19 protein-coding genes and 1 tRNA gene are annotated in these 20972 nt (G+C 58.3%); 11 read left to right on the forward strand and 9 right to left on the reverse strand.

Going from position 1 to position 20972, the window contains the following annotated elements; translation table 11 throughout:
• The first annotated feature begins 47 nt into the window (after positions 1-47).
• From GOW98_RS11640 to GOW98_RS11655, 4 genes are all read left to right on the forward strand, one after another.
• A complete protein-coding gene (locus GOW98_RS11640) occupies positions 48-1130 on the forward strand; it encodes an ABC transporter permease (protein WP_170332149.1) in 1083 nt (360 codons plus the stop codon).
• Positions 1130-2050 carry an ABC transporter permease gene (locus GOW98_RS11645; protein ID WP_170332151.1) on the forward strand — a complete coding sequence of 307 codons (921 nt, stop codon included), beginning with the start codon at positions 1130-1132 and terminating at the stop codon, positions 2048-2050. Before GOW98_RS11640 ends, GOW98_RS11645 begins: the two co-directional genes overlap by 1 nt.
• Positions 2051-2084: 34 nt before the next feature.
• The gene (locus GOW98_RS11650) at positions 2085-3158 is read left to right on the forward strand and encodes a BMP family ABC transporter substrate-binding protein (RefSeq protein WP_170332153.1); all 1074 of its coding nucleotides are present in this window, start codon (positions 2085-2087) and stop codon (positions 3156-3158) included.
• Positions 3159-3256: 98 nt separating this feature from the next.
• Positions 3257-4651 carry an MFS transporter gene (locus GOW98_RS11655; protein WP_170332155.1) on the forward strand — a complete coding sequence of 465 codons (1395 nt, stop codon included), beginning with the start codon at positions 3257-3259 and terminating at the stop codon, positions 4649-4651.
• Positions 4652-4670: 19 nt separating this feature from the next.
• Here GOW98_RS11655 and GOW98_RS11660 read toward each other — a convergent pair whose 3' ends face one another.
• Both GOW98_RS11660 and GOW98_RS11665 read right to left on the reverse strand, forming a co-directional pair.
• On the reverse strand, positions 4671-5903 hold the full coding sequence (locus GOW98_RS11660; RefSeq protein WP_170332157.1) for an HlyD family secretion protein: 1233 nt from the start codon (positions 5901-5903) through the stop codon (positions 4671-4673).
• Positions 5904-5906: 3 nt separating this feature from the next.
• On the reverse strand, positions 5907-6287 hold the full coding sequence (locus GOW98_RS11665) for a hypothetical protein (protein WP_170332509.1): 381 nt from the start codon (positions 6285-6287) through the stop codon (positions 5907-5909).
• Positions 6288-6429: 142 nt separating this feature from the next.
• Here GOW98_RS11665 and GOW98_RS11670 point away from each other — a divergent pair, with 142 nt between their 5' ends.
• From GOW98_RS11670 to GOW98_RS11680, 3 genes are all read left to right on the forward strand, one after another.
• Complete coding sequence (locus GOW98_RS11670; RefSeq protein ID WP_170332159.1) at positions 6430-7503, forward strand: NAD(P)/FAD-dependent oxidoreductase; 1074 nt, start codon at positions 6430-6432, stop codon at positions 7501-7503.
• Positions 7500-8153 carry a DUF938 domain-containing protein gene (locus GOW98_RS11675; protein WP_170332161.1) on the forward strand — a complete coding sequence of 218 codons (654 nt, stop codon included), beginning with the start codon at positions 7500-7502 and terminating at the stop codon, positions 8151-8153. Before GOW98_RS11670 ends, GOW98_RS11675 begins: the two co-directional genes overlap by 4 nt.
• A 69-nt stretch (positions 8154-8222) precedes the next feature.
• Positions 8223-8558, forward strand: coding sequence for a carboxymuconolactone decarboxylase family protein (locus tag GOW98_RS11680; protein WP_170332163.1), 336 nt, complete (start codon positions 8223-8225; stop codon positions 8556-8558).
• Between the two features lie 45 nt (positions 8559-8603).
• Here GOW98_RS11680 and GOW98_RS11685 read toward each other — a convergent pair whose 3' ends face one another.
• The 6 genes from GOW98_RS11685 to GOW98_RS11710 all read right to left on the reverse strand — a co-directional run bounded on the left by GOW98_RS11685 (position 8604) and on the right by GOW98_RS11710 (position 16864).
• Positions 8604-11111, reverse strand: a complete 2508-nt coding sequence (locus tag GOW98_RS11685; RefSeq protein ID WP_170332166.1) for a GcvT family protein — start codon at positions 11109-11111, stop codon at positions 8604-8606.
• A gap of 137 nt (positions 11112-11248) precedes the next feature.
• Complete coding sequence (locus GOW98_RS11690; RefSeq protein WP_170332168.1) at positions 11249-12031, reverse strand: hypothetical protein; 783 nt, start codon at positions 12029-12031, stop codon at positions 11249-11251.
• A gap of 43 nt (positions 12032-12074) precedes the next feature.
• Positions 12075-12518 (reverse strand): hypothetical protein, encoded by a 444-nt coding sequence (locus GOW98_RS11695; RefSeq protein WP_170332170.1) that lies wholly within the window; start codon positions 12516-12518, stop codon positions 12075-12077.
• Between the two features lie 94 nt (positions 12519-12612).
• Positions 12613-14025, reverse strand: coding sequence for an FAD-binding oxidoreductase (locus GOW98_RS11700; RefSeq protein ID WP_170332172.1), 1413 nt, complete (start codon positions 14023-14025; stop codon positions 12613-12615).
• Positions 14026-14037: 12 nt separating this feature from the next.
• Complete coding sequence (gene ggt, locus GOW98_RS11705; protein ID WP_170332174.1) at positions 14038-15831, reverse strand: gamma-glutamyltransferase; 1794 nt, start codon at positions 15829-15831, stop codon at positions 14038-14040.
• A gap of 46 nt (positions 15832-15877) precedes the next feature.
• Positions 15878-16864 (reverse strand): 2-hydroxyacid dehydrogenase, encoded by a 987-nt coding sequence (locus GOW98_RS11710; RefSeq protein ID WP_170332511.1) that lies wholly within the window; start codon positions 16862-16864, stop codon positions 15878-15880.
• A 170-nt stretch (positions 16865-17034) separates the two neighbouring features.
• Between GOW98_RS11710 and GOW98_RS11715 the strand changes: the two genes are divergently transcribed.
• On the forward strand, positions 17035-17523 hold the full coding sequence (locus GOW98_RS11715) for an SH3 domain-containing protein (RefSeq protein WP_437436857.1): 489 nt from the start codon (positions 17035-17037) through the stop codon (positions 17521-17523).
• 35 nt (positions 17524-17558) lie between these two features.
• On the opposite strand, the gene GOW98_RS11720 is transcribed toward GOW98_RS11715, so the two are convergent.
• Positions 17559-18062, reverse strand: a complete 504-nt coding sequence (locus tag GOW98_RS11720; RefSeq protein ID WP_170332176.1) for a ferritin — start codon at positions 18060-18062, stop codon at positions 17559-17561.
• A 370-nt stretch (positions 18063-18432) separates the two neighbouring features.
• Here GOW98_RS11720 and GOW98_RS11725 point away from each other — a divergent pair.
• The 3 genes from GOW98_RS11725 (at position 18433) to GOW98_RS11735 (ending at position 20686) form a co-directional block, all read left to right on the forward strand.
• Positions 18433-18507, forward strand: a tRNA-Gln gene (locus GOW98_RS11725).
• Between the two features lie 241 nt (positions 18508-18748).
• Positions 18749-19792, forward strand: a complete 1044-nt coding sequence (locus GOW98_RS11730) for a hypothetical protein (RefSeq protein ID WP_170332178.1) — start codon at positions 18749-18751, stop codon at positions 19790-19792.
• Between the two features lie 57 nt (positions 19793-19849).
• Positions 19850-20686 (forward strand): tyrosine-type recombinase/integrase, encoded by an 837-nt coding sequence (locus GOW98_RS11735; RefSeq protein WP_170332180.1) that lies wholly within the window; start codon positions 19850-19852, stop codon positions 20684-20686.
• The last annotated feature ends 286 nt before the right edge of the window (positions 20687-20972 follow it).

Below are 20972 nucleotides of genomic sequence, written 5' to 3' on the forward strand. Positions count from 1 at the left end.
CGGCGAGAGTATTTACAAAAAGATGAAGAAAGCAGGGGTATGAGCAGATGATAGTGTTGGAGAAACGGCCGCAGCCGTCCAAGGCGTGGTCTTATGCCACCCCTCTGGTCGCCGTGCTCGCAACGATGGTGTTCGGCGGCATTCTGTTCGCCATTCTGGGTAAGAACCCGGTCGAGGCCATCGGCACAATCTTCTGGGAACCCCTGTTCGGTGAGTTCGCCTTTTACTACCGCCCGCAATTGCTGGTGAAAGGCGCGCCGCTGGTGCTGATCGCCATTGGTCTGTCGCTGGGTTTTCGGGCTGGTATCTGGAATATCGGTGCCGAGGGTCAGTACATCATGGGCGCTATTTTCGGAGCGGGGGCAGGTCTGGCCTTCTACCCGCTGGACGCGTTCTACATCTTTCCGATCATGGTGATCGCAGGGGCGTTTGGCGGCTGGCTGTGGGCGATGATCCCGGCCTTCTTGAAAGTCCGTTTTGGCACCAACGAAATCCTTGTGTCGCTGATGCTGGTCTATGTGGCCGAGCAGATGTTGGCCTCGGTTTCACTGGGTCTGTTAAAGAACCCTGAAGGGTTTGGCTTTCCCGGCTCGCGCAACCTGCAATCCTATGACAGCGCGCATAATGCCGAACTGATTGCCGGATCTGGTATGCACTGGGGTGTCGTGACAGCCCTAATCGCTGTGATCTTTGCCTATGTACTACTGAACCGGCACATGCTGGGTTTCCACATCCGCCTGACCGGAGAAGCACCCCGCGCGGCCAAATTCGCAGGCGTAAACCCGGCCCGTCTGATCCTGTTCTGTCTGGGCCTGTCCGGCGCTCTGGCCGGTCTGGCGGGGATGTTCGAAGTTTCAGGTCCTTCGGGCGTGGTCAGCATCGACTTTAACGTCGGCTACGGTTTCACCGCGATCATCGTGGCCTTTCTGGGCCGTCTGCATCCGGTGGGTATACTGCTGGCCGGCGGCCTGATGGCGCTGACTTACATTGGCGGTGAAATCGCGCAGTCCCAACTGGGTCTGCCTGCCGCAGCCATTCAGGTGTTTCAGGGTATGTTGTTGTTCTTCCTGCTGGCATTCGATCTTCTGACAAACTACCGCATCCGTGCGGCCCGTAGCGAGGTAGCATAATGGACCTTGGTGAGATTAACCCCGTCCTCTTGGTCGCCTCGTTGATGGTGGCCGCAACCCCCCTGCTACTGGCCGCGATCGGAGAGCTGGTCGTCGAAAAGGCAGGCGTCCTGAACCTTGGCGTCGAGGGCATGATGATCGTAGGTGCGATCAGCGGCTTTGCGATATCGGTCGAGACAGGATCACCCTGGCTGGGCTTTGTCGCGGCAGCCATTGGCGGAGCGGTACTGTCATTACTGTTCGTGCTGCTGACACAAGTGGCACTGGCCAACCAAGTCGCCAGTGGGCTTGCCCTGACCCTATTCGGTCTCGGTTTCAGCGCGCTGATGGGGCAGAGCTATGTGGGCGTAAAGCCACCCGACATGGGCGAAATCCATATCCCGGTTATCAGTGATATACCGGTGATCGGCCCGATCCTGTTCCAGCATGACCCGATCCTCTATGTCGGCATCGCTCTGACGGCCGCAGTTTGGGCAACGCTGAAATACACGCGCGTCGGTCTGATTCTGCGAGCGGTGGGTGAAAACCACGATGCCGCGCACGCCCTTGGCTACAAGGTCATCAAAATCCGTATCATGGCGATCCTGTTCGGCGGAGCCTGTGCGGGCCTTGGCGGTGCCTATATCAGCCTGATCCGCGTGCCCCAATGGACCGAAGGCATGACCGCCGGTGTCGGCTGGATTGCTCTGGCCCTGGTGGTGTTTGCCAGCTGGAAGCCATGGCGTGCCTTGCTGGGTGCCTATTTGTTCGGCGGCATCACAGTGTTGCAGCTTAATTTGCAGGCAGCGGGCGTTGCCATTCCTGTCGAGTATCTGGCAATGTCGCCCTATATCATCACGATCCTTGTGCTTGTGATCCTTTCGGCCGACAAGAGCAGCGCACCTGCCGCACTGGGCCGGACCTTCCATGCCTCGCACTAGACGGGGCCAACTGAACCAACTTGGGGAGTAACACATGAAAATCACTACACTTCTGGCAAGCGCCGCAATGGCGCTGGGTCTGGCCTCGGGGGCCATGGCCGAAGACAAAACCAAAGTCGGTTTCGTCTATGTCGGCCCCGTCGGCGACGGCGGCTGGACCTACGAACACAACAAAGGCCGTCTGGCCGTAGAAGAAGAGTTCGGCGACAAGGTTGAGACCGTCTTCGTCGAGTCCGTTCCCGAAGGTCCCGACGCCGAACGCGTCATGACCCAGATGGCACTGGAAGGTGCTGACCTGATCTTTACCACCTCGTTCGGCTACATGGACCCAACCATCAACGTGGCCAAGAAATTCCCGAACGTGAAGTTCGAACACGCGACCGGCTATAAGACGGCACCAAACGTCTCGGTCTATTCCGCACGTTTCTATGAAGGTCGCGCTGTCCAGGGCCACATCGCAGGTAAAATGACCAAGTCGAACACCATCGGTTATATCGGTTCGTACCCGATCCCCGAAGTGATCCGCGGCATCAACTCGGCCTATATCCACGCCAAGAAGGTGAACCCGGATGTCGAGTTCAAGATCGTCTGGGCCTACACTTGGTTCGATCCAGCGAAAGAGGCCGATGCCGCAACCGTTCTGATCGAACAGGGCGCGGACGTGATCCTGCAGCACACCGACTCGACCGCGCCGCAAGCGGCTGCGCAAGAGGCGGGCAATGTCATCACCTTCGGTCAGGCATCTGACATGAGCGAATACGCACCGTTCCCGCGCGTGTCGTCGATCATCGACAACTGGGCGCCCTACTACATCGCGCGCACCCAGGCCGTCATGGACGGGTCGTGGGAGACCGTGAACACCTGGGACGGTATCAAGGAAGGCATGGTTGAGATCGGTGAGATTTCTGACGCCGTTCCTGCCGACGTCAAAGAAGAAGCGCTGGCGATGAAAGCCGCCATGGCCGCAGGTGAATACCACCCCTTCACCGGCCCGCTGAAAAAGCAGGACGGAAGTGACTGGCTGGGTGAAGGCGAAACCGCAGATGACGGTACTCTGGCAGGCATGAACTTCTATGTCGAAGGACTGGAAGGCGAAATCCCGCAGTAAGCCGCACGGCATACACACTTGAGGGCTGGCCTTGTGGCCGGCCCTTTTTTGTTGCGTGGCAACTTGACGAGCAAAGCCGCGCCAGACCTGATAGGCACATGAACAGCGGTCAGACTGAACCCCCAACACGAACCAAAGCACAGGACCACAGTCGATGGTGGATACTGGGCGCAATGGGGGCGATCCTCGGGGTCATTCTACTGGATGAAACGGTTGTCAGTGTCGCATTGCCAACAATACGGGATGACCTGAACCTCTCACCGCTGGATGCGCATTGGGTGGTGAATATTTACCTGCTGGTGCTGGCCTGCTTTGCCGGTGCTGCGGGCCGATTGGGTGACATTCTGGGCGTCCGGGTATTGCTGAGCGCGGGTCTGCTGATCTTTGGCGTCTCTTCGGCTTTGGGTGGGTTTGCCGATAGCGGACTTGCTCTGCTGATCGCCCGCGCGGTTCAGGGTATCGGAGCGGCGCTGATCTTCCCATTATCGTTGGTCGTGCTGATCCAATCCTTCGACGAAAACGAACGCGGACTTGCCTTGGGTCTTTACGGCGGAATTGGCACCGTCTTCCTGTCCATGGGGCCGCTGGTCGGAGGCGTGCTAACCGAATATCTTTCATGGCGTTGGATCTTCTGGGTCAATCCGCCCATCGTTCTGGCCGTTGCGGCAATTGCCTGGACCTTCTGGCGCGACCCACCGCACCTGCCCGAGCTTGGGTTTGACTGGAAGGGCCTGTTGCTACTGGTACCCGGACTGGCAGCACTGGTATTCGCGATCATGGAGGGGCCAGACCGGGGCTGGAACCAGCCCGAGGTGCTGGTGGCGTCGCTCGCTGGACTTGCAGCACTAGGATTGTTTGTTCGGGTCGAGCGCGGACGTACAACGCCACTGATCGCAGTCTCGCTGTTTTCCAACCCCGGCTTCGCGGCTGCAAACATGATCCTCTTCACCGCTCAATTCGGCAAGATCGCCTTGTTTGTCTTTGGCGCGTCCTATTTCCAAACCAAACTTGGCTATGCGCCACTGGCCGCCGGGGCCGCGTTGTTGCCCATTGCGTTTCCGCAGGTTTTTGTGGCCCCAGTCGCGGGCAAAGTCGCGGATAAATTCGGCACGCGCCGCCCATCGCTGACCGGGACGGCTCTCGGCACCTGTGCTATTGGCTTGGTCACGTTGGGAATGCACTTGGGCATCACCGCCCTCATCTACTTGGGGTATGTGTTGTGGGGCTGCTGCGTGCCATTTCTGTTCGTCCCGCCCCGGCGTGCGATCATGTCTGCCGTGCCGCAGGAACTGCACGGTCAGGCCAGCGGAATCTCCATGACGTTCCAATTGTTGGGGGGTACGGTCGGCATGGCCTTGGGCAGTTCGGTCTACGCCATCACCAGTTCATACACGTGGGTCTTTTGCTTCGTCGCTGTTTTCGCCGCCTGTGTCCTGGCCTATTCTTTTGCCTCCCTCACCGAGGCGAAAACGCCCGACCGCGCAACCAAATGACGGCGCGACCGGGTTTGGTTCAGTGGCCGGTCAGAACCAGCGTATTCACCGGCATCAGGATCAAACGAAGGCGCAGACCCGCCGCATGAACTACGCCGATCGTGTCGATCACATGCAGGGCGGCAGATTGCCAAAAACCCAGTTCCTCGTGCTCAAGTCGTTCGTGATTGTCGGTATAGACATTGGCCAGACAGTTACTGCCCGGCGGAATGTCGTTGGCCATGCCTTTGTAAAGCGGCTCCATATACACCAGAATCGAGCCCGGGTTGTTGTTGGTCTGCACGTCCCGCAATTCATCGGAGGGACGGATTTGCCCCGATGGGATCACGTCTTGCACCTCAACCACGACCATCGGGATGACTGTGAAGGGTTTGGTCATACAACCCAGTTCACCAATCATGCCGGGTTTGATGACCTGAGCCGACATCTGGTTGAAAGCGGCCTCAAAACGGTCGTGACCCGAACTTGATGGAACCAAAATGCCCGCCGGGCGCAACAATGGGCTGACGTAATCACCAACCTGAAGGCCGAACTGTTCAACCCGACCCGTCACTCCCGCGCTGATCACAGTCTTGTCCAACTCGGTCAACGCGGCATCCAGCTGCGCGTTGGCGCTGACCAGTTGGGCGGGGATCAACTCTTCGATCTGTTGAACGACAGCGGCACGCTGCGCCTCTGCCGCCCTCAGTTGCGCCTCACGTTCGGCCACCAGGTTTTCCAGCCGGTCGATCTCGGCCAGTCTTACCGCACTGGACCCTTCGTCTCGCAGCGTGGTGTTACGCTCAAGATCCTCAAGCGATTGATCCAGAGAGGCGCGGGCACCGGCAATCCCGGCTTCGGCCTCGGCCAAATCGGTTTCCGCCACTTTCAACGAGGCCTGCACCTGAGCGATCTGGGCATGGGCTGACTCGACCATGGCGGTCTGGGTGAAATCCTCGATCCGGAAAATCGGCTGGCCTGCAACAACCTGCTGGTTGTTGGTGACGTACACCTCGGACACGCGCCCGCCCAGTTGGGGCAGGATCGTCACGGTGCGGAAATACGAAGCAGCCGTTTTGCTGGCGGGGTGGAAATAAAACAGCGTGGTGATCACCGTCAGCGCCAGAATGGCACAGGTGGTCAGGCCCCAGCGCAGTTCGTACCACATGGTGAACAGCGTGATTTCATGACCAATCCGCTTGCCCTGCACAAAGCGGCGAAACAGATAGTCGGGCAGCACCGTTACCAGCGCGCACATCAATGTCTCAAGCATGCTTCAGTGCTCCTGCTGCGCGGCGGGTTCGGTCGGCTGGGGCGGGACAGGTTCGGGATGGTCCTGCTTGCCCAAAGACCGGATCGCATCGGCGATGGCCCTCAGCGGGGCGGCAACATCGGGGAACTGGAAACCTGCTACCAGAATGGCGGCAACCCAGAACAGGCCATTGTGCGTGAACAGCGCCAACAGGGCCAGAATACCGACCAGTTGGAACTGTGGATGATTGGATTCATGCGCAATCTTTTCGGGGATCGAGTGAAGGGTGAAATATCCCACTCCGATCAGAATGATAACCACAACGGTAAAAACGAACATGAACGTTAAAAGAAAATCACTGCCGTCCGCCTGGGTCACGTAGGACGGAATATGTCCTGTGGCCATCGGGTGTAAATCTACGGTACTCACCCTGCCCTCCTGTTTCTGTTTGATCCTTCTTTGGATGGGTTGATGCTCAAATTCAAGCCTGCTTAAAGTTCACAAGTGCTTTAGCCATTGGACACAGTACATTAGCAACAAAGGAAACATGATAGATTTTCTGATCATTGGTGGCGGCATTGCTGGACTCAGCACCGGAGCACGCCTGTCGCAACACGGGCGAGTTACCGTTCTCGAGGCTGAAGAAGCGTTAGGCTATCATGCATCGGGCCGTTCGGCTGCGTTGTTCGAAGAAAGCTATGGCCCACCGTCTGTTGTGGCGCTGAACAAAGCCAGCGCCGATTTCCTGCACAGCGAAAACGGTGGTTATCTGACGCCGCGCGGGTTGATGCTGGTGGGCCACAAGGATCAGGGCGAGGCGTTCGAACAGGACGTGGCGGACCTGAGCATGCAGATCGTCCCAACAAAAGAGGCGCGAGTCCGCATACCGATCCTCGACCCTGCGACGTTGGGTTTTACCGCCGTCAGCAATGCCGCGTTCGACATTGATACAGACAGATTGTTGCAGGATTTCGCCCGCGTCATCCGCGGCAATGGTGGTGAGGTTCTAACCAAAGCCAAGGTTTCCGCTATTCGCAAAGACCGCCGTTGGATCGTCGAGGCCGGAGGTGCCTACGAAGCCCGCACCCTGATCAATGCCGCTGGCGCCTGGGTGGACGAGATCGCCGCCTTGGCCGGGATTGCCCCGATTGGGATCATTCCGAAACGCAGGTCGATGGCACGCCTGCCTGCGCCGGGCGGGCACGACGTGAAAGACTGGCCGATGATGCTGGGCGTGGCCGAGGCGTGGTATGCCAAACCCGATGCGGGCAAGCTGCTGGTGTCGCCGTCCGAGGCCGACCCGGTGCCGCCACAAGATGCCTATGCCGACGATATGGTGCTGGCCGAAGGTCTGGCCCGGTACGAAGAAATGGTCACCGAGCCTGTCACGCGGGTCGAAACAAACTGGGCGGGGTTGCGCAGCTTTGCGCCGGATGGAACCCTTGTGCTGGGGTCGGATCCGTCCGATCCGTCATTCGTCTGGGCCGCAGGTCAGGGTGGGTACGGGTTCCAGACCTCGCCAGCCGCGTCACGACTGGTCTCGGACCTTGTGATCGGCGCGGTTTCTGAACTGGATGCGGAAACAATTGAGGCACTCAAACCGGAAAGGCTACGCCAATGACTAAACGGTCCCTGCCCTCCAACGCCAGCGTTGCCACCGAAGGACAGGACGGGCGATTGGTTGCACCTGCCGCGAACCGTAATGCCGAGGCGTTGTGTGACCTGCTGGCGCAATGGGCACCGAAGACCGGTCAGGCGCTGGAAATCGCCAGCGGCACTGGCCAACATGTCAGTGCCTTTGCGCAAACCCTGCCGGACCTCCATTGGCAACCGACCGAGGTTGAACCAGAACGGCGTGCCAGTATCGACGCTTATGCCGCCGATCTTCCCAATGTCACGGACGCTGTCGCGCTTAATGCGACAGCGCAAGGGTGGCATGAGGCGTTCACCGGTCAGAACCTGATCGTTCTTATCAATCTGCTGCATCTGATCAGCTGGCCGGAAACACAGGTGCTGATTACCGAAACCGCGCACGCGCTGGCGCCGAAGGGGAGGTTCATCCTCTACGGGCCGTTCAAGCGTTCAGGCCAGCTGACAAGCGACGGAGACCAGCGGTTTCATAGCGCACTAACCCAACAGGACCCCGAGATTGGCTACAAGGACGACAAAGACATTGCCGCTTGGATGGCAGGGCAGAACCTGACCGTCCTCGAGATTGTCGAAATGCCCGCTAACAATCTGGCCTTCATAGCGGAAAAATCTGACACCTGATCAAGATCAAGGCCCGACTTAGCGCACCCCAACATATTCCGTTTATCTGATATTAAATGGAATGGTGACATGAACTGGCAGGACAAGGTCAAAGACACACGCAACGGTCTGCGTAACCTCAACGGCGCGATACCCGACGCCACGCGCACGTTCGGAGCGCTCAGCGCTGCGGTCAAACAGGGTGGAACGCTGGATTACAAAACCAAGGAGTTCATCGCTCTGGGCATGTCCATCGCGATCCGTTGCGAGCCCTGCATCACGCTTCATACTGAGGCCCTGATTAAAGCGGGCGCAACGCGCGAGGAATTTTCCGATGTGCTGGCCATGGCCGTGCAGATGGGCGGCGGCCCATCGATGATGTATGCCGCCAAGGCACTGGAATGCTACGACGTACTGAGCGCCTGACCCCAAAAGCAAAAGGCCCCGGATTTCTCCGGGGCCTTTGTTTGTTTAGCCGTCCTTGCGGATGGTTTCATTTTTCGGATCGTAGGGGCTGTCGCAGGTGACGACCGCATCCCACAGCTTGTCCTGAATTTTGACTTGCAGCTTGGTGCCTTCGACCGCCAGCTCGGGCTTCACATAGCCCATGCCGATGGATTTCTCGAACGCGACCGAGTAACCGCCCGAGGTCAGACGACCCACGCGCTCACCTTCCGGCGTGTACAGCGCCTCGCGGCCCCACGGATCGGCATCATCCGGCCCATCGATCAGCAGGGTGCAGCATTTGACACGCACGCCAGTCTCTTCCAGCTTGGCTTTGCCATAGAAGTCTTTCGACAGATCGACAAAACGCGGCAGGTCGGCTTCCAGAGGTGTCGCGTCGCGACCCAGCTCGGTACCAAATGCGCGATAGGATTTCTCCTGACGCAGCCAGTTCTGGGCACGCGCACCGACCAGCTTCATACCGTGCTTCTCACCCGCTTTTTCCAGCAGGTCGAACAGGTATTTCTGCATCTCGATCGGGTGGTGCAATTCCCAGCCCAACTCACCGGTATAAGCCACGCGGATCGCGTTCACAGGGCACATGCCCAGTTCGATCTGGCGGGCCGACAGCCACGGGAAGCGCTTGTTGGACAATGCGGTTTCCGGATTGGCGTCTTTGATGACCTCTTTCAGAACATCACGCGACTTGGGTCCGGCGATGGCGAAGACGCCCCACTGAGTGGTCACGTCCTGGATTTCGATGTAACCGAACTCCTCCATCTTGTCCTCGGCGGCCTTGCGCAGATAGTCGGCGTCATACTCGGTCCAGGCACCAGCCGAGACGATGTAGTAGTTGTTCTCGCCGTTGCGAACGATGGTGTATTCGGTGCGGGTGGTGCCGTGCGAAGTCAGCGCGTAGGTCAGGTTGATGCGACCGACCTTGGGCAGCTTGTTGCAGGTAAACCAATCCAGGAACTGGGTCGCACCGGGGCCTTTGACGACGTGCTTGGTGAAGGCCGATGCGTCGATCAGGCCAACGCCTTCACGGATCGCTTTGGCTTCTTCGACGGCATACTGCCACCAGTTGCCACGGCGGAACGAACGGCTTTCTTCGTCGAAGTTTTCGGGCGCATCGACCGGGCCAAAGTAGTTCGGGCGTTCCCACCCGTTGACCCAGCCGAATTGTGCACCGCGTGCTTTCTGGCGGTCGTACGCCGGTACAGTCCGCAGTGGACGGCAAGCTGCGCGCTCTTCGTCGGGGTGGTGCAGGATGTAGACGTGCTCATAGCACTCTTCGTTCTTGCGTGCCGCGAACTCGGTAGTCATCCAGTTGGACGAATAACGCTTGGGGTCCAGCGAGGCCATGTCGATCTCGGCTTCGCCATCGACCATCATTTGCGCCAGATAGTAGCCGGTGCCGCCTGCGGCGGTGATCCCGAACGAGAAACCCTCGGCCAGCCACATGTTGCGCAGGCCCGGTGCCGGACCAACCAGCGGGTTACCATCGGGGGTGTAGCAGATTGGGCCGTTGAAATCGTCTTTCAGCCCGGATTCGGCACAGGACGGCACACGTTCAGCCATCGCCATATACTGATCGGCGATCCGGTCCAGATCCAGCGGGAACAGGTCAGCGCGGAAGCTGTCCGGCACGCCGTGTTCGAACCGCGCGGGTGCGCCGTGTTCGTAGATACCCAGAATCCAGCCGCCACGCTCTTCACGCGCGTAGGATTCGTTGTCGGCGTCACGCACAACGGGGTGTTCAGGGTTGCCCGCCTCGCGCCATTTGACCAGCTCGGGGTCTTTATCCATGACGATGAAGGTGTGCTCGACCGGGATCGCAGGCATCTTGATGCCCAGCATCTTGGCAGTGCGCTGTGCGTGGTTGCCCGAAGCGGTCACGACATGCTCGGCGGTGATCACCACCTGCTCGTCGCTCTCGACCAGGTTGCCGCCTTTTTCAACCATCTTGGTGCAAGTGACTTCCCAGTGAGTACCGTTCCAGTGGAAGGCGTCGGCCTGCAGCTTGCGGACGATGTCTACGCCACGCTGACGGGCACCCTTGGCCATCGCCTGGGTCACGTCGGCGGGGTTAATATAGCCGTCTTCGGTGTGGTAGATCGCACCCTTCAGGTCCGAGGTCTCGATCAGCGGCCAGCGTTCCTTGATCTGCTCAGGCGTCAGCCACTCATAGGCAACGTCACAGGTCTCGGCTGTGGATGCATAGAGCATGTATTCGTCCATACGCTCTTGCGTCTGCGCCATGCGCAGGTTGCCAACCACGGCAAAGCCGGCATTCAGGCCGGTCTCTTCCTCGAGCGTCTTGTAGAAATCGACCGAGTACTTGTGGATGTGGGTGGTCGCATAGGACATGTTGAACAGCGGCAGCAGGCCCGCTGCGTGCCAAGTGGATCCGGACGTCAGTTCGTCCCGTTCGATCAACATCACATCGTCCCAGCCCGCTTTGGCCAGATGATAGGCAATCGAGGTCCCGACGGCGCCGCCGCCAACGACCAGTGCTTTGACTTGGGTTTTCATAACCGGACGTCTCTCCTTGGAATCTGTTGGAACCATATGGCGCATTTGCAGGGCCAAACGCGACATTCATCCGACCAGTGAGAGAAGGAAAACGACCCCGCTGCCGCATATGAGCAGCGGATTCTGCCGATCTGACCCTATTGCCCGCCGACAGAACAGCGCTTGCTGCTGCCAAGCTCTGCGCAGCCAGCGCCCAAACCACCCCTATGCACACGCACTGGCTGATTGGTCTTCGCGGGTTTTGCAGCGGCTTCTTGTGGGGCGGACCCGCCGAACGCCGGCATGTTTTCTTTCAACCGGCTGAAAAAACCTGCCGCGCGCTCTTCAGCGGCAAAGTCCACGTCAGCTGTTTCATCCAAAGCCGCCTGACGCTCATCCGAGTCCAGCAACAGTTTCTGCGCCCGGCCGTAACCGATCTGCAGGATGTCCTGGTTTTCGAAAACCTCGCCGCCGGTGATGTCCATGATACCTTCGCTGTTGAACTCCGCAGCTGTCATCGAATTCACCATTACCGCCGTAAAATCCAGATTCTTGAGCTTTTCGTCGGTCGTCTTTTCCTGAACCATCTTCATCTCGGAATACAGGCGATCCATTTTTTCGGCGACCTCCGGCTGACGTGCCTGCGGGACTGTGCCCCCCTGCCCCACCACAGGTGAAGGAAAGGTCAGCAAGGCGTTCAGGGCAGCATAGTCAAGTGCGTCCAAAAGCTCGCGGATCGAGGCGTCGCCCGCATTTGTGTACAACCGGATCACGACCTCTTCGTCGATCCCGATCCGCCCTACGATTTTGCGATACGAAAGCTCCCCGGTTGGAGAGGTCAGGTCCTGAGCAATCTCGATGAAGGCGACACCATCAACAATGGCGAACCCTTCTTTGGTCACTGCCTGCGCCATAAAATTCTGTTGCCGGGACAGGGCCATGCCTGCCAATGTGTTGCGCGCCGATTCCGGTTTTAGGGTGATATCAAACCAAGCTATTTCTTCGCCTTTGGTATAGACCGCACCCGTTTTGCTGAGCTTGCGCAGAATGCTGTCTTCCCCCCCCGCTGGATAGATGCATCAGCTCCGCATGGTTTGAAATGGAGCTGATCAGCGGCGCCATACCGTATTTTGAGATCGCGGTTTCAACTACTTCGTTGTCCGTATCCGTCAACTCGTACCGGGACCATCCCCCGAAGGCTGCGGGAAGATGAGATTTCGCGCCCGCCTTCCACAGTTTCTTGCGCTCCCGCTCGGCCGCCTTAGCGTCACGCTCAACCTGTTGCTGCGCAAAACGGTGTTTGATCGTGTCTACATAGCCATTCGCGGACAAGGTGCCTTCGTGCTTTTTGTCCTGTTGATAATAGTCGAGGCCGGCGATGACCAAAACTATGATCATCACAAACCCAAAGATCCGCAAAGCGTCCATCTGAATACCCGAAATCAATCGCTGCTTGTTTTTTGCGAAAGATAAAACCGAATTGGGGCGGTCTTATGGCTGCGACCCAGAATTTTGTCGCAAATCAATGCTCTATGATCGGCAGAATTTTTCCGGGGTTCATGATGTTATCCGGATCCAGCGCCATCTTGATCGCCCCCATATAGGTGACCGCCGGACCCAGTTCCTTCACCAGATAGGGCCGTTTGCCCTGCCCGATTCCGTGTTCGCCGGTACAGGTCCCCTCCATCGAGATGGCCAAGTCATTCAGCCAGCCGACAAAGCCGTCGGCCTTGGCGACCTCATCCGCGTTCTCCATGTCGATCAGCAGCAGAGTGTGAAAGTTCCCGTCGCCCACATGCCCTACGATCGGGGCCAACAGATCAAGGTCCTGCGCCTTTTGCCGCGTGGTCGATACGCATTCCGCCAGCCGCGAGATCGGGACACAAACATCGGTGGAAATGCCGCGTGCACCGGGGCGCAGTTGCAGGCTGGCCCAATACATGTCGTGCCGGGCTTGCCACAGCTTGTTACGCTCTTCGGTGGTCGAGGTCGCTGCAAAATCCGCGCCGCCAAATTCTTCGGCGATCTGACCGAACGTCTCAGCCTGCTCAGCCGCACCGGCCTCAGAGCCGTGAAATTCCAGTAGCAAGAGCGGCGTTTCCGGCAGGTCCAGCCCAGAATAGGCGTTGGCGGCTTTGACCGACAGCTCATCCAGCAGTTCGATCCGCGCCACGGGTAAGCCGTACTGGATCGTCATCATCACCGCCTGACAGGCGGCATCGACCGTTGGAAAAGAACAGCGGGCCGAGGTGATCGCCTCGGGGATGCCCTGCAGGCGCAGGGTAAGTTCGGTGATGATGCCCAAAGTGCCCTCGGCTCCGATCAACAAGCGGGTCAGGTCGTAACCAGCCGAGGATTTCTTGGCCCGGTGTCCAGTGCGAATGACCTGCCCGTCCGGCATCACGGCCTCTAGACTGAGGATGTTGTCCTTCATCGTGCCATAGCGCACCGCATTGGTGCCCGAAGCCCGCGTCGCTGCCATCCCACCCAGCGAGGCATTGGCGCCCGGATCGATAGGAAAGAACAGGCCCTGATCACGCAGATGGGTGTTCAGGTCCTCGCGCGTCACACCCGGCTGCACGATACAATCTAGGTCGCCTGCATGGACAGCCAGCACCTTGTTCATCTGGGTCAGGTCCACGGATATGCCGCCAGCCGGGGCGTTCACATGCCCTTCCAGCGAGGTGCCGGTTCCGAAGGGGATCACCGGAACCTTGTGCTGGGCGCAGGTTTTGACAATCTCGGACACTTCTGCGGTGGAATGCGGGAACACCACCGCATCCGGGGACTGGTTTTCGATCCATGTGGTCGTATGGCCGTGCTGTTCGCGGATCGCCTGACCGGTTTGCAGGCGATCACCGAACTTTTGTTTCAGGATGCCGACAGCTGTCTCAATCCCGGCCTCGTTTCGGGGCAACGCGACTGCCTGCACCATGAAGAACCTCTCTTATTCGCCCAGCGCAATGCCTTCGCGGCGCGGGTCTGCTCCGCCGATCAGGACATCTCCGATCTCAATCGCGTGCAGACCCGAGGTCAGGTCACGCGGGTTGACCTCAAATCCCAGTTCAACCAGCGCATCGGCATAGCCCTCAGCGGCTGTGCCCTGTTCCACGTCATAGGTGCCAAAGCGGTTGACCAGATGCGGCAGAGACAGCGCCTGTTGCACATCCATATCCCAATCGGCCCAAGCGATGATCGACTTGGCCACGTAACCGATGATCCGGCTGCCGCCCGGTGAACCAATGGCCAGAACCGGCGCACCGTCCTGCAATACAATCGTGGGGCTCATGGACGAGCGTGGACGCTTGCCCGGCTCCAGCCGGTTGGCAATCGGAACGCCATCGCTATGGGTCTTGAACGAAAAATCGGTCAGTTCGTTGTTCAACAGGAACCCGTTGGTCATCAGCCTTGAGCCGAACCCGTTCTCAATGGTTGTAGTCATCGACAGAACGTTGCCGTACTGATCAACAATCGAGATATGCGAGGTCGAGGGCAGTTCCAGCGAGACATCATCCGCCCAGTTCGACGCGTGGTCAAATTCCGGATTGCCGGGCGCGACTTCGGTCAGCGCCCCGTCACCGCCCAGCAGTTGCCCGCGTTCACTGAGGTAATCGGGGTGTACCAGGCCCTGTGTGGGCATCGGAACAAAATCATGATCGGCCATGTAGCGACCGCGATCCGCAAAGGCCAACCGCGACGCGTCCCCGATCAGACGCCACGAATGCGCATCCTCGGGGCCCATCGTCGCCAGATCGTACCCTTCGAGCATCCCCAATATCTGACCAACCGTTAGTGCCCCGGACGAGGGCGGACCCATACCGCAGACCTCATAGGCACGATAGGCGGCGCAAACGGGGTCGCGCTCGATCACCTGATACAGCGCCAGATCGATGCCGGATAGCACACCAGGATTGCCCGGTGCAGAGCGAACGGTGCTGATGATCCCTGCCGCAATCTCTCCACCATAGAACCCGGCAGAGCCTTCACTGGCCAGAACTCGCAGCGTTTCTGCATAATCCGGGTTCATCAGCCGTTGCCCCTGCTGCAACGGCTCACCACCCGGTAGGAAATACTCAGCCGTCAACGGGAAACGCGACAGACGCTCTGCATCGGCTTCGACCAATGTGGCCAGACGCGGTGAAACAAGGAACCCTTCCTCAGCCAACGCTATGCCATCCTGAAAGAGGCTGGGCCACGGGCTGCGGCCCCAGCGACGGTGCGCCTCTTCCAGCAGTGCCGGAGTACCCGGCGTACCAACAGAAAGCCCACCGACAACGGCATCGTAGAATTTCAGCGGCTCGCCGTTTTCATCGTGGAAAAGCCGGTGGTTGGCCTCAAGCGGAGCCGTCTCACGCCCGTCAAGCGTGGTCAGCTTGCCGGTTGCGGCGTCGTACCAGACCAGAAACGCACCGCCACCAAGACCCGAAGATTGCGGCTCGACCAACCCCAGCACGACCTGCACAGCGACCATCGCATCAGCGGCCGACCCACCGGCCCGCAACACCTTGGCCCCGGCCTCGACGGCCAGTGGGTTCGCAGCCGCAACCATCCAGTTCTGCGATGTCACGGGCTGACCGGCCATCTTGGCCTCAAGCGCGGCAATGACTTCATCCGTCAGACCCTGCACCTGCCCGCCAGAGGCGCCCTCGGGGGCCACCGCATCCGCTGTCTCTTGCGCGAAAGAGGCCCCGCCCAACATGAACGCCGTCAAAAACACTCCTGAAATCAGATTTCGTCTCATCGTATCCTCCTGAAAATTCGTTTGTCGTCCCTGCGGCGCGGGCGCGTCACAACATGGATGGCACAACCTGATCCGGTGGGCGATGTCCGTCTTCGAAGGTCTTGATATTGATGATCACCTTCTCACCCATCTCGATCCGCCCTTCCAGCGTGGCCGATCCCATATGAGGCAGCAGGACGACGTTCGGCAATTGCCGCAGGCGCGGGTTCACGTGCGTGCCGTGCTCATACACATCCAGCCCCGCCCCGGCGATCTCGCCTCCGCGAATCTGACGGGTCAACGCGTTTTCATCGATCACCTCACCCCGCGACGTGTTCACGATCACGGCCGATGGCTTCAACAGCTTCAGCCGCCGCGCATTCATCAGGTGAAAGGTCGATGGCGTGGACGGGCAGTGAATAGAAATCACATCCATCCGCGCCACCATCTGGTCGAGGCTTTCCCAATAGGTCGCCTCAAGCTCTTGCTCAATCTCGGGGCGTAGACGACGACGGTTGTGGTAATGCACCTGCATCCCAAAGGCCGAAGCGCGGCGGGCTACGGCCTGACCGATCCGCCCCATGCCCAGAATACCAAGGCGGCGACCGCCGATCCGGCCACCCAGCAACGCGGTCGGGGCCCAGCCCGACCAGTCGCCTTTTTGCATGACTGTCAGCCCCTCGGGTATCCGGCGGGTAACCGAGAGGATCAGCGCCATGGTCATGTCCGCGGTATCATCGGTCAGCACGCCCGGCGTGTTCGACACCAAAATGCCCCGCTGCCGGGCCGTAGCCACATCGATATTATCGACCCCGGCCCCGTAATTGGCGATCAGGCGCAGCTTTTCACCCGCCTGCCCCAGCAACCCGCCATCAATGGCATCCGTCACCGTGGGCACAAGGACATCGGCGCTTTGCACCGCTGCGACCAGCTCTTCTCTTGTCATGGGCGTGTCATCGTCGCGCAATTGCACATTGAACAACTCACTCAGCCGGGTCTCAACCGCCTCGGGCAACCGTCGCGTAACGACAACACTCAGACGTTCTCTTGGCACCTTCGTCCTCCCACCGCTTTGCAAACCTTCGCGCGCCATGGCATCGTGGCGCAGGATAAGGCGGGGCACAAGAACCCCAACGCATTGAGACGACCTTTTTTCGAAACCCGATCAACAGGCACAAGAGCAGACAGTCAGTGAGTGGTTTTCTACCAGTAAAACGCCGCCTTCTGGTGGTCACGTCCGCATTTCTGGTTGCGCTGAGCACCCTGACCGCCAGCGCACAGGACAAGCGTGGCCCCGTAACCAATCTGCCCCTGCCACGATATGTTTCGATGAAAGCCGCCGAGGGCAATGTCCGCCGGGGCCCCTCGCTGACCCATCGAATCGACTGGGTGTTCAAACGGCGCGGAATGCCGCTGCAGATTACAGCTGAATATGGAAACTGGCGCAGGGTTCAGGACCGCGACGGCGCCGGTGGTTGGGTTCACTACGCACTGTTATCCGGTGCGCGCACAGTGCTGATCGAATCCGAATTGTTGACCGTTTACACCAGCCCCGACCCGAGCTCTCAGGTCAGTGCAAAATTTGAAACCGGCGTGGTGGCGCGCTTGGGCAGCTGCAGTCTGGATTGGTGCCATATCTCTGCAGGCGGTTATCGCGGCTGGGCGCAGAAATCGAACCTCTGGGGCGTCGATCCGTCCGAGATCCGCGAGTAGCGGGTTTCCGCTGCCCCGCTTAAACCAAGCGCCCACTATGCGTTTTCAGCGGTACGCGTGCCCATTTCCTTGTCCAGCAACAGCAGGTTCCAGCGATCCCCGTTGGCCGCTTTGGTCTGGTCGAGGATTCTGCCGAACAGGTCTTCTTCCTCGTTCTGTTCTGCCAGGAACCAGTTCAGCATGTTCTGAGTGCTGTATTCCTTGACCTCATGCGCCAGCTCAAACAGCGCATTGATTTGGCCGGTTACCGTTACCTCGTTTGCAAGCGCGTGTTCCAGCGCCTCAACAGGCGAGGCGTAATCGGTTTTTGGCTTAGCGATCCCATCAATTTCGATTCTTCCGCCACGCTGAGCTACAAAGTCGAAGATACGCATGGCGTGCCCGCTCTCTTCGACCGAGTGCCCGCGAAACCACTGCGCAAATCCGGGCAGGTCCTCGGATTCGAAATATGCAGCCATAGCGAGATACGTGTAGGAAGCGTGAAGTTCATTGTTGATCTGACGATTCAACGCTTCTGCGACATTCGGGTTCAACTTCATCTTCATCTCCTGTGTCACGGTGTACCGAGGCAATCATACAGCTATGTTTTCCAATGACCCGGCGCAACCGTTTCTTTCTGATTTTTTAGATATTTTTCAGTATTTTACCGGATAATTTTGCAAGTGAAAGGCACTTGCAACACCAAAGGTTTTCCGCGATCGGTCGCCAAATCTCTGGCAACCGAACGGAACAAGCGGCAGGTGCCGGCCCTCCCCACGGAACGACTTATCGCTCAGTTGACTGGCAGGCATAAATTCAGAGCTTCGCGCCAACGATAAGGCGGGCAAATAAATTTTGCTCCAAGCCGAAGTTTTTCGCTCAAAGCCTCTTGAACCCTCCGAACAACAATCGTAGATAGCCGCTCACCGTTGGGGTGTAGCCAAGTGGTAAGGCAGCGGTTTTTGGTACCGTGTATCGTAGGTTCGAATCCTACCACCCCAGCCACCTTTTCCAGAAAAGCCAGGAAAATAAGGGGCGACAGAGCCTCCGGAAAATCCGATGTGACACAGCCAGCAAGAAATCGACCCGACGCGCGGTCGCGCAAACCCCGTTATCATGCCGGCCCCTACCTCATGCGCCGCGGCCGTATTTTCTATTTCCGAAAACGCTTGCCAAAAAACTGTCAAACTAGGTCCCAAGCCAGTTTCTTTGCCTGTCGCTGCGAACCGACCTCCTGCTCGACGCCGTGAAGCGCGCAGCCGCGTTGCTCACCGTCCTCGAGCAGATGGAGAAAGCACACGTGGACGCACTGACCAAAGATTCGCCTAACCCCGAGACCGCCAAAGCCGTCTTGACCGAGATGCTACGCTCAGCACTTGAGGGCATGCTACAAGAGCAAAACCAAGACACAGCCTTGAGCGCTGGTGAGGTCGACCAAAAGATCGAAGCGCTACAGGAAGAAAACCGACGTCTCCGGCAGGCCGCAAGGAACAGACAATGGACCGTCGTCGAGCCTTTGCTGCACGACGCCGGAGACCGCGTTGCCCTAAAACTTCCAACGCCAATTTCAAACGATCTGGGCAAACGTGCGACAGCTTTGCAACGTCGGCTCAATGAAGTGGAAATTGCCGTGCAAGAAGGCGATGACGTGCGCTATGCCAGTTCGGATCTCTTGGCTGAACACGGGCTGGATGACTTCGACAAGTTCGTTCAGGCACCAGTTCTACTATCCCAGGCGCGGGCAAGGACCGACGAAAACTACCCTTCCGATGATATGAAGAAAATAACAGCCTCCGTCTACCGGCTGATGGAGGAATATCTCGGCGACATCCCGGTCGCTTCTCTCACGAAAGAAAGACAGAAAGAGTTTTTGGGATGGGCATCCCGATTGCCCCGCACCCAGGGCAAGTCGCACGGCCGAAACCGCTTCGAGAGCGAAGGGAAAAGCATAACCAAGGAATTTGAGATTTCTCAGGCAGACGCCGCCGATTTCCAAGTTATGGAGGAGGTCCGCGCCATTGAGAGACTATCCAATCCCGAAAAGCGTGCCTTGCTTGTAGAACGTCTGGTACCGCGCGTAACCCTGTGTACACTCAAAAAGTATCGGGATGCGATGAACAGGATGTTCAAATCGGCTTCAGAACTCGGTCCGGAAATTCCTAAAGCTATTTCCTACAAAGAAATGCAAAGGCACATCCAGTCACTTGAACCTGACGATGAGCTCCATGTACGCGTCACGAAACCTAAAAACCGGATGCCCTGGACTACGGAGCGGATCGCGCGGCTCTAGACGTCGCCGATCTATTCGGGAGCAGCGTCTGAGCATCGCCTCTGGCAACGAGGCAAGGTGATCGTACGGGATGCCGATTATTGGGTGCCCCTGATCGTTTTATCCATCGGTTCTCGCATTGAGGAGATTTTGTTGCTGAAACGCAGTGATATCCGGTTTCGCGACGGCACCTATCTCTTGGCGATCGCGTCTGGACCAGAAGCCGTGGGCAAGTCAGAGGACAGCAAGCGGTTTATCCCTATCCCACAGATCCTGCTGGACTTGGGGTTCGTCGAATGGTTCAAGTCACTCTGTGACGATCACGGCCCACTGCTCTTTCCCGAGGCGGTGCGCCGATCGAAAACGGGTGACGTGACCAGCGCCTACGGCAAGCATCTACGACGTATTTTCGGACATCTTGGCATCGGTGATTTCGACGAGGATTTCTATGCGCTTCGCAAGACCTTCTCGAGCATGTTTAAACGCGAGATGGTGGTTGACGGCGAACGGCAGGCAATCGCTGGGCACAAGAATGGCAATGTCCTGAACATCCACTATACTGCACACCATGTCCAAGACCTTAAAAAAGCTGTCGGCAAGGCGAATTTCAAGCTGATGATCGGCAAAAAGTACCGCTATGGCTTCCCGGTTATCCTGGCCTGCAACCTCGCCCAAAGCTCTACACTGGAAATAGAAGTAACTCTTGATGAATGCTGTCAAGCCGAAAGCGTCAGGGTAAAAGATCCACAATTGGAAAAGCCGCTTTTCCATATGCAAGGGATCGGGAGCCTCTCTGACGCCGCACTCAAGAAAGCGGCCACTAAGCTTCGTGAGGTGACTGACCTACGGCCCCTGAAATTGCCGAAATACAAACTGAAGCGCGCAGCATTTGAACACTTGCTGGCACTCGCTTAGCAGTTATGAGAGTGGCTTTCAAACCTGGCGCGAACACTCGCGCCAGTTACTACTTGGGCGGAAAACCGGTAGTTCGCTGCATTTTCAATAAACCGACGAGTCGGGGAACAAGCGGACTTTGATCAACCGGCCTGTCTGGATACTGACAGCCCCGGTCTCGCAACGGGATGCGAGTGATATTGTCGACCTGCTGTTGGTTCTGGATGGAAAGATCTGAAAGCCAAAAGAAAAAGAAACTGGCCGCGCCCCAAAGCACTGACATGGCATAGAGAGAACACTTTTTGCC

It is taken from the genome of Ruegeria arenilitoris, assembly GCF_013032445.1.
Taxonomy (GTDB): Bacteria; Pseudomonadota; Alphaproteobacteria; order Rhodobacterales; family Rhodobacteraceae; genus Ruegeria; species Ruegeria arenilitoris_F.

Bases quoted from the DNA above. Each gene is read 5' to 3' on its own strand.
- GOW98_RS11680 (WP_170332163.1), top strand. From the start codon at position 8,223: ATGAACTGGCAGGACAAGGTCAAAGACACACGCAACGGTCTGCGTAAC.
- GOW98_RS11695 (WP_170332170.1), bottom strand. From the start codon at position 12,518: ATGGACGCTTTGCGGATCTTTGGGTTTGTGATGATCATAGTTTTGGTC.
- GOW98_RS11720 (WP_170332176.1), bottom strand. From the start codon at position 18,062: ATGAAGTTGAACCCGAATGTCGCAGAAGCGTTGAATCGTCAGATCAAC.
- GOW98_RS11650 (WP_170332153.1), top strand. From the start codon at position 2,085: ATGAAAATCACTACACTTCTGGCAAGCGCCGCAATGGCGCTGGGTCTG.
- GOW98_RS11670 (WP_170332159.1), top strand. From the start codon at position 6,430: ATGATAGATTTTCTGATCATTGGTGGCGGCATTGCTGGACTCAGCACC.
- GOW98_RS11675 (WP_170332161.1), top strand. From the start codon at position 7,500: ATGACTAAACGGTCCCTGCCCTCCAACGCCAGCGTTGCCACCGAAGGA.
- GOW98_RS11660 (WP_170332157.1), bottom strand. From the start codon at position 5,903: ATGCTTGAGACATTGATGTGCGCGCTGGTAACGGTGCTGCCCGACTAT.
- GOW98_RS11665 (WP_170332509.1), bottom strand. From the start codon at position 6,287: ATGGCCACAGGACATATTCCGTCCTACGTGACCCAGGCGGACGGCAGT.
- GOW98_RS11645 (WP_170332151.1), top strand. From the start codon at position 1,130: ATGGACCTTGGTGAGATTAACCCCGTCCTCTTGGTCGCCTCGTTGATG.
- GOW98_RS11690 (WP_170332168.1), bottom strand. From the start codon at position 12,031: ATGGCCCTGTCCCGGCAACAGAATTTTATGGCGCAGGCAGTGACCAAA.
- GOW98_RS11655 (WP_170332155.1), top strand. From the start codon at position 3,257: ATGAACAGCGGTCAGACTGAACCCCCAACACGAACCAAAGCACAGGAC.
- GOW98_RS11640 (WP_170332149.1), top strand. From the start codon at position 48: ATGATAGTGTTGGAGAAACGGCCGCAGCCGTCCAAGGCGTGGTCTTAT.
- GOW98_RS11685 (WP_170332166.1), bottom strand. From the start codon at position 11,111: ATGAAAACCCAAGTCAAAGCACTGGTCGTTGGCGGCGGCGCCGTCGGG.
- ggt (WP_170332174.1), bottom strand. From the start codon at position 15,831: ATGAGACGAAATCTGATTTCAGGAGTGTTTTTGACGGCGTTCATGTTG.
- GOW98_RS11700 (WP_170332172.1), bottom strand. From the start codon at position 14,025: ATGGTGCAGGCAGTCGCGTTGCCCCGAAACGAGGCCGGGATTGAGACA.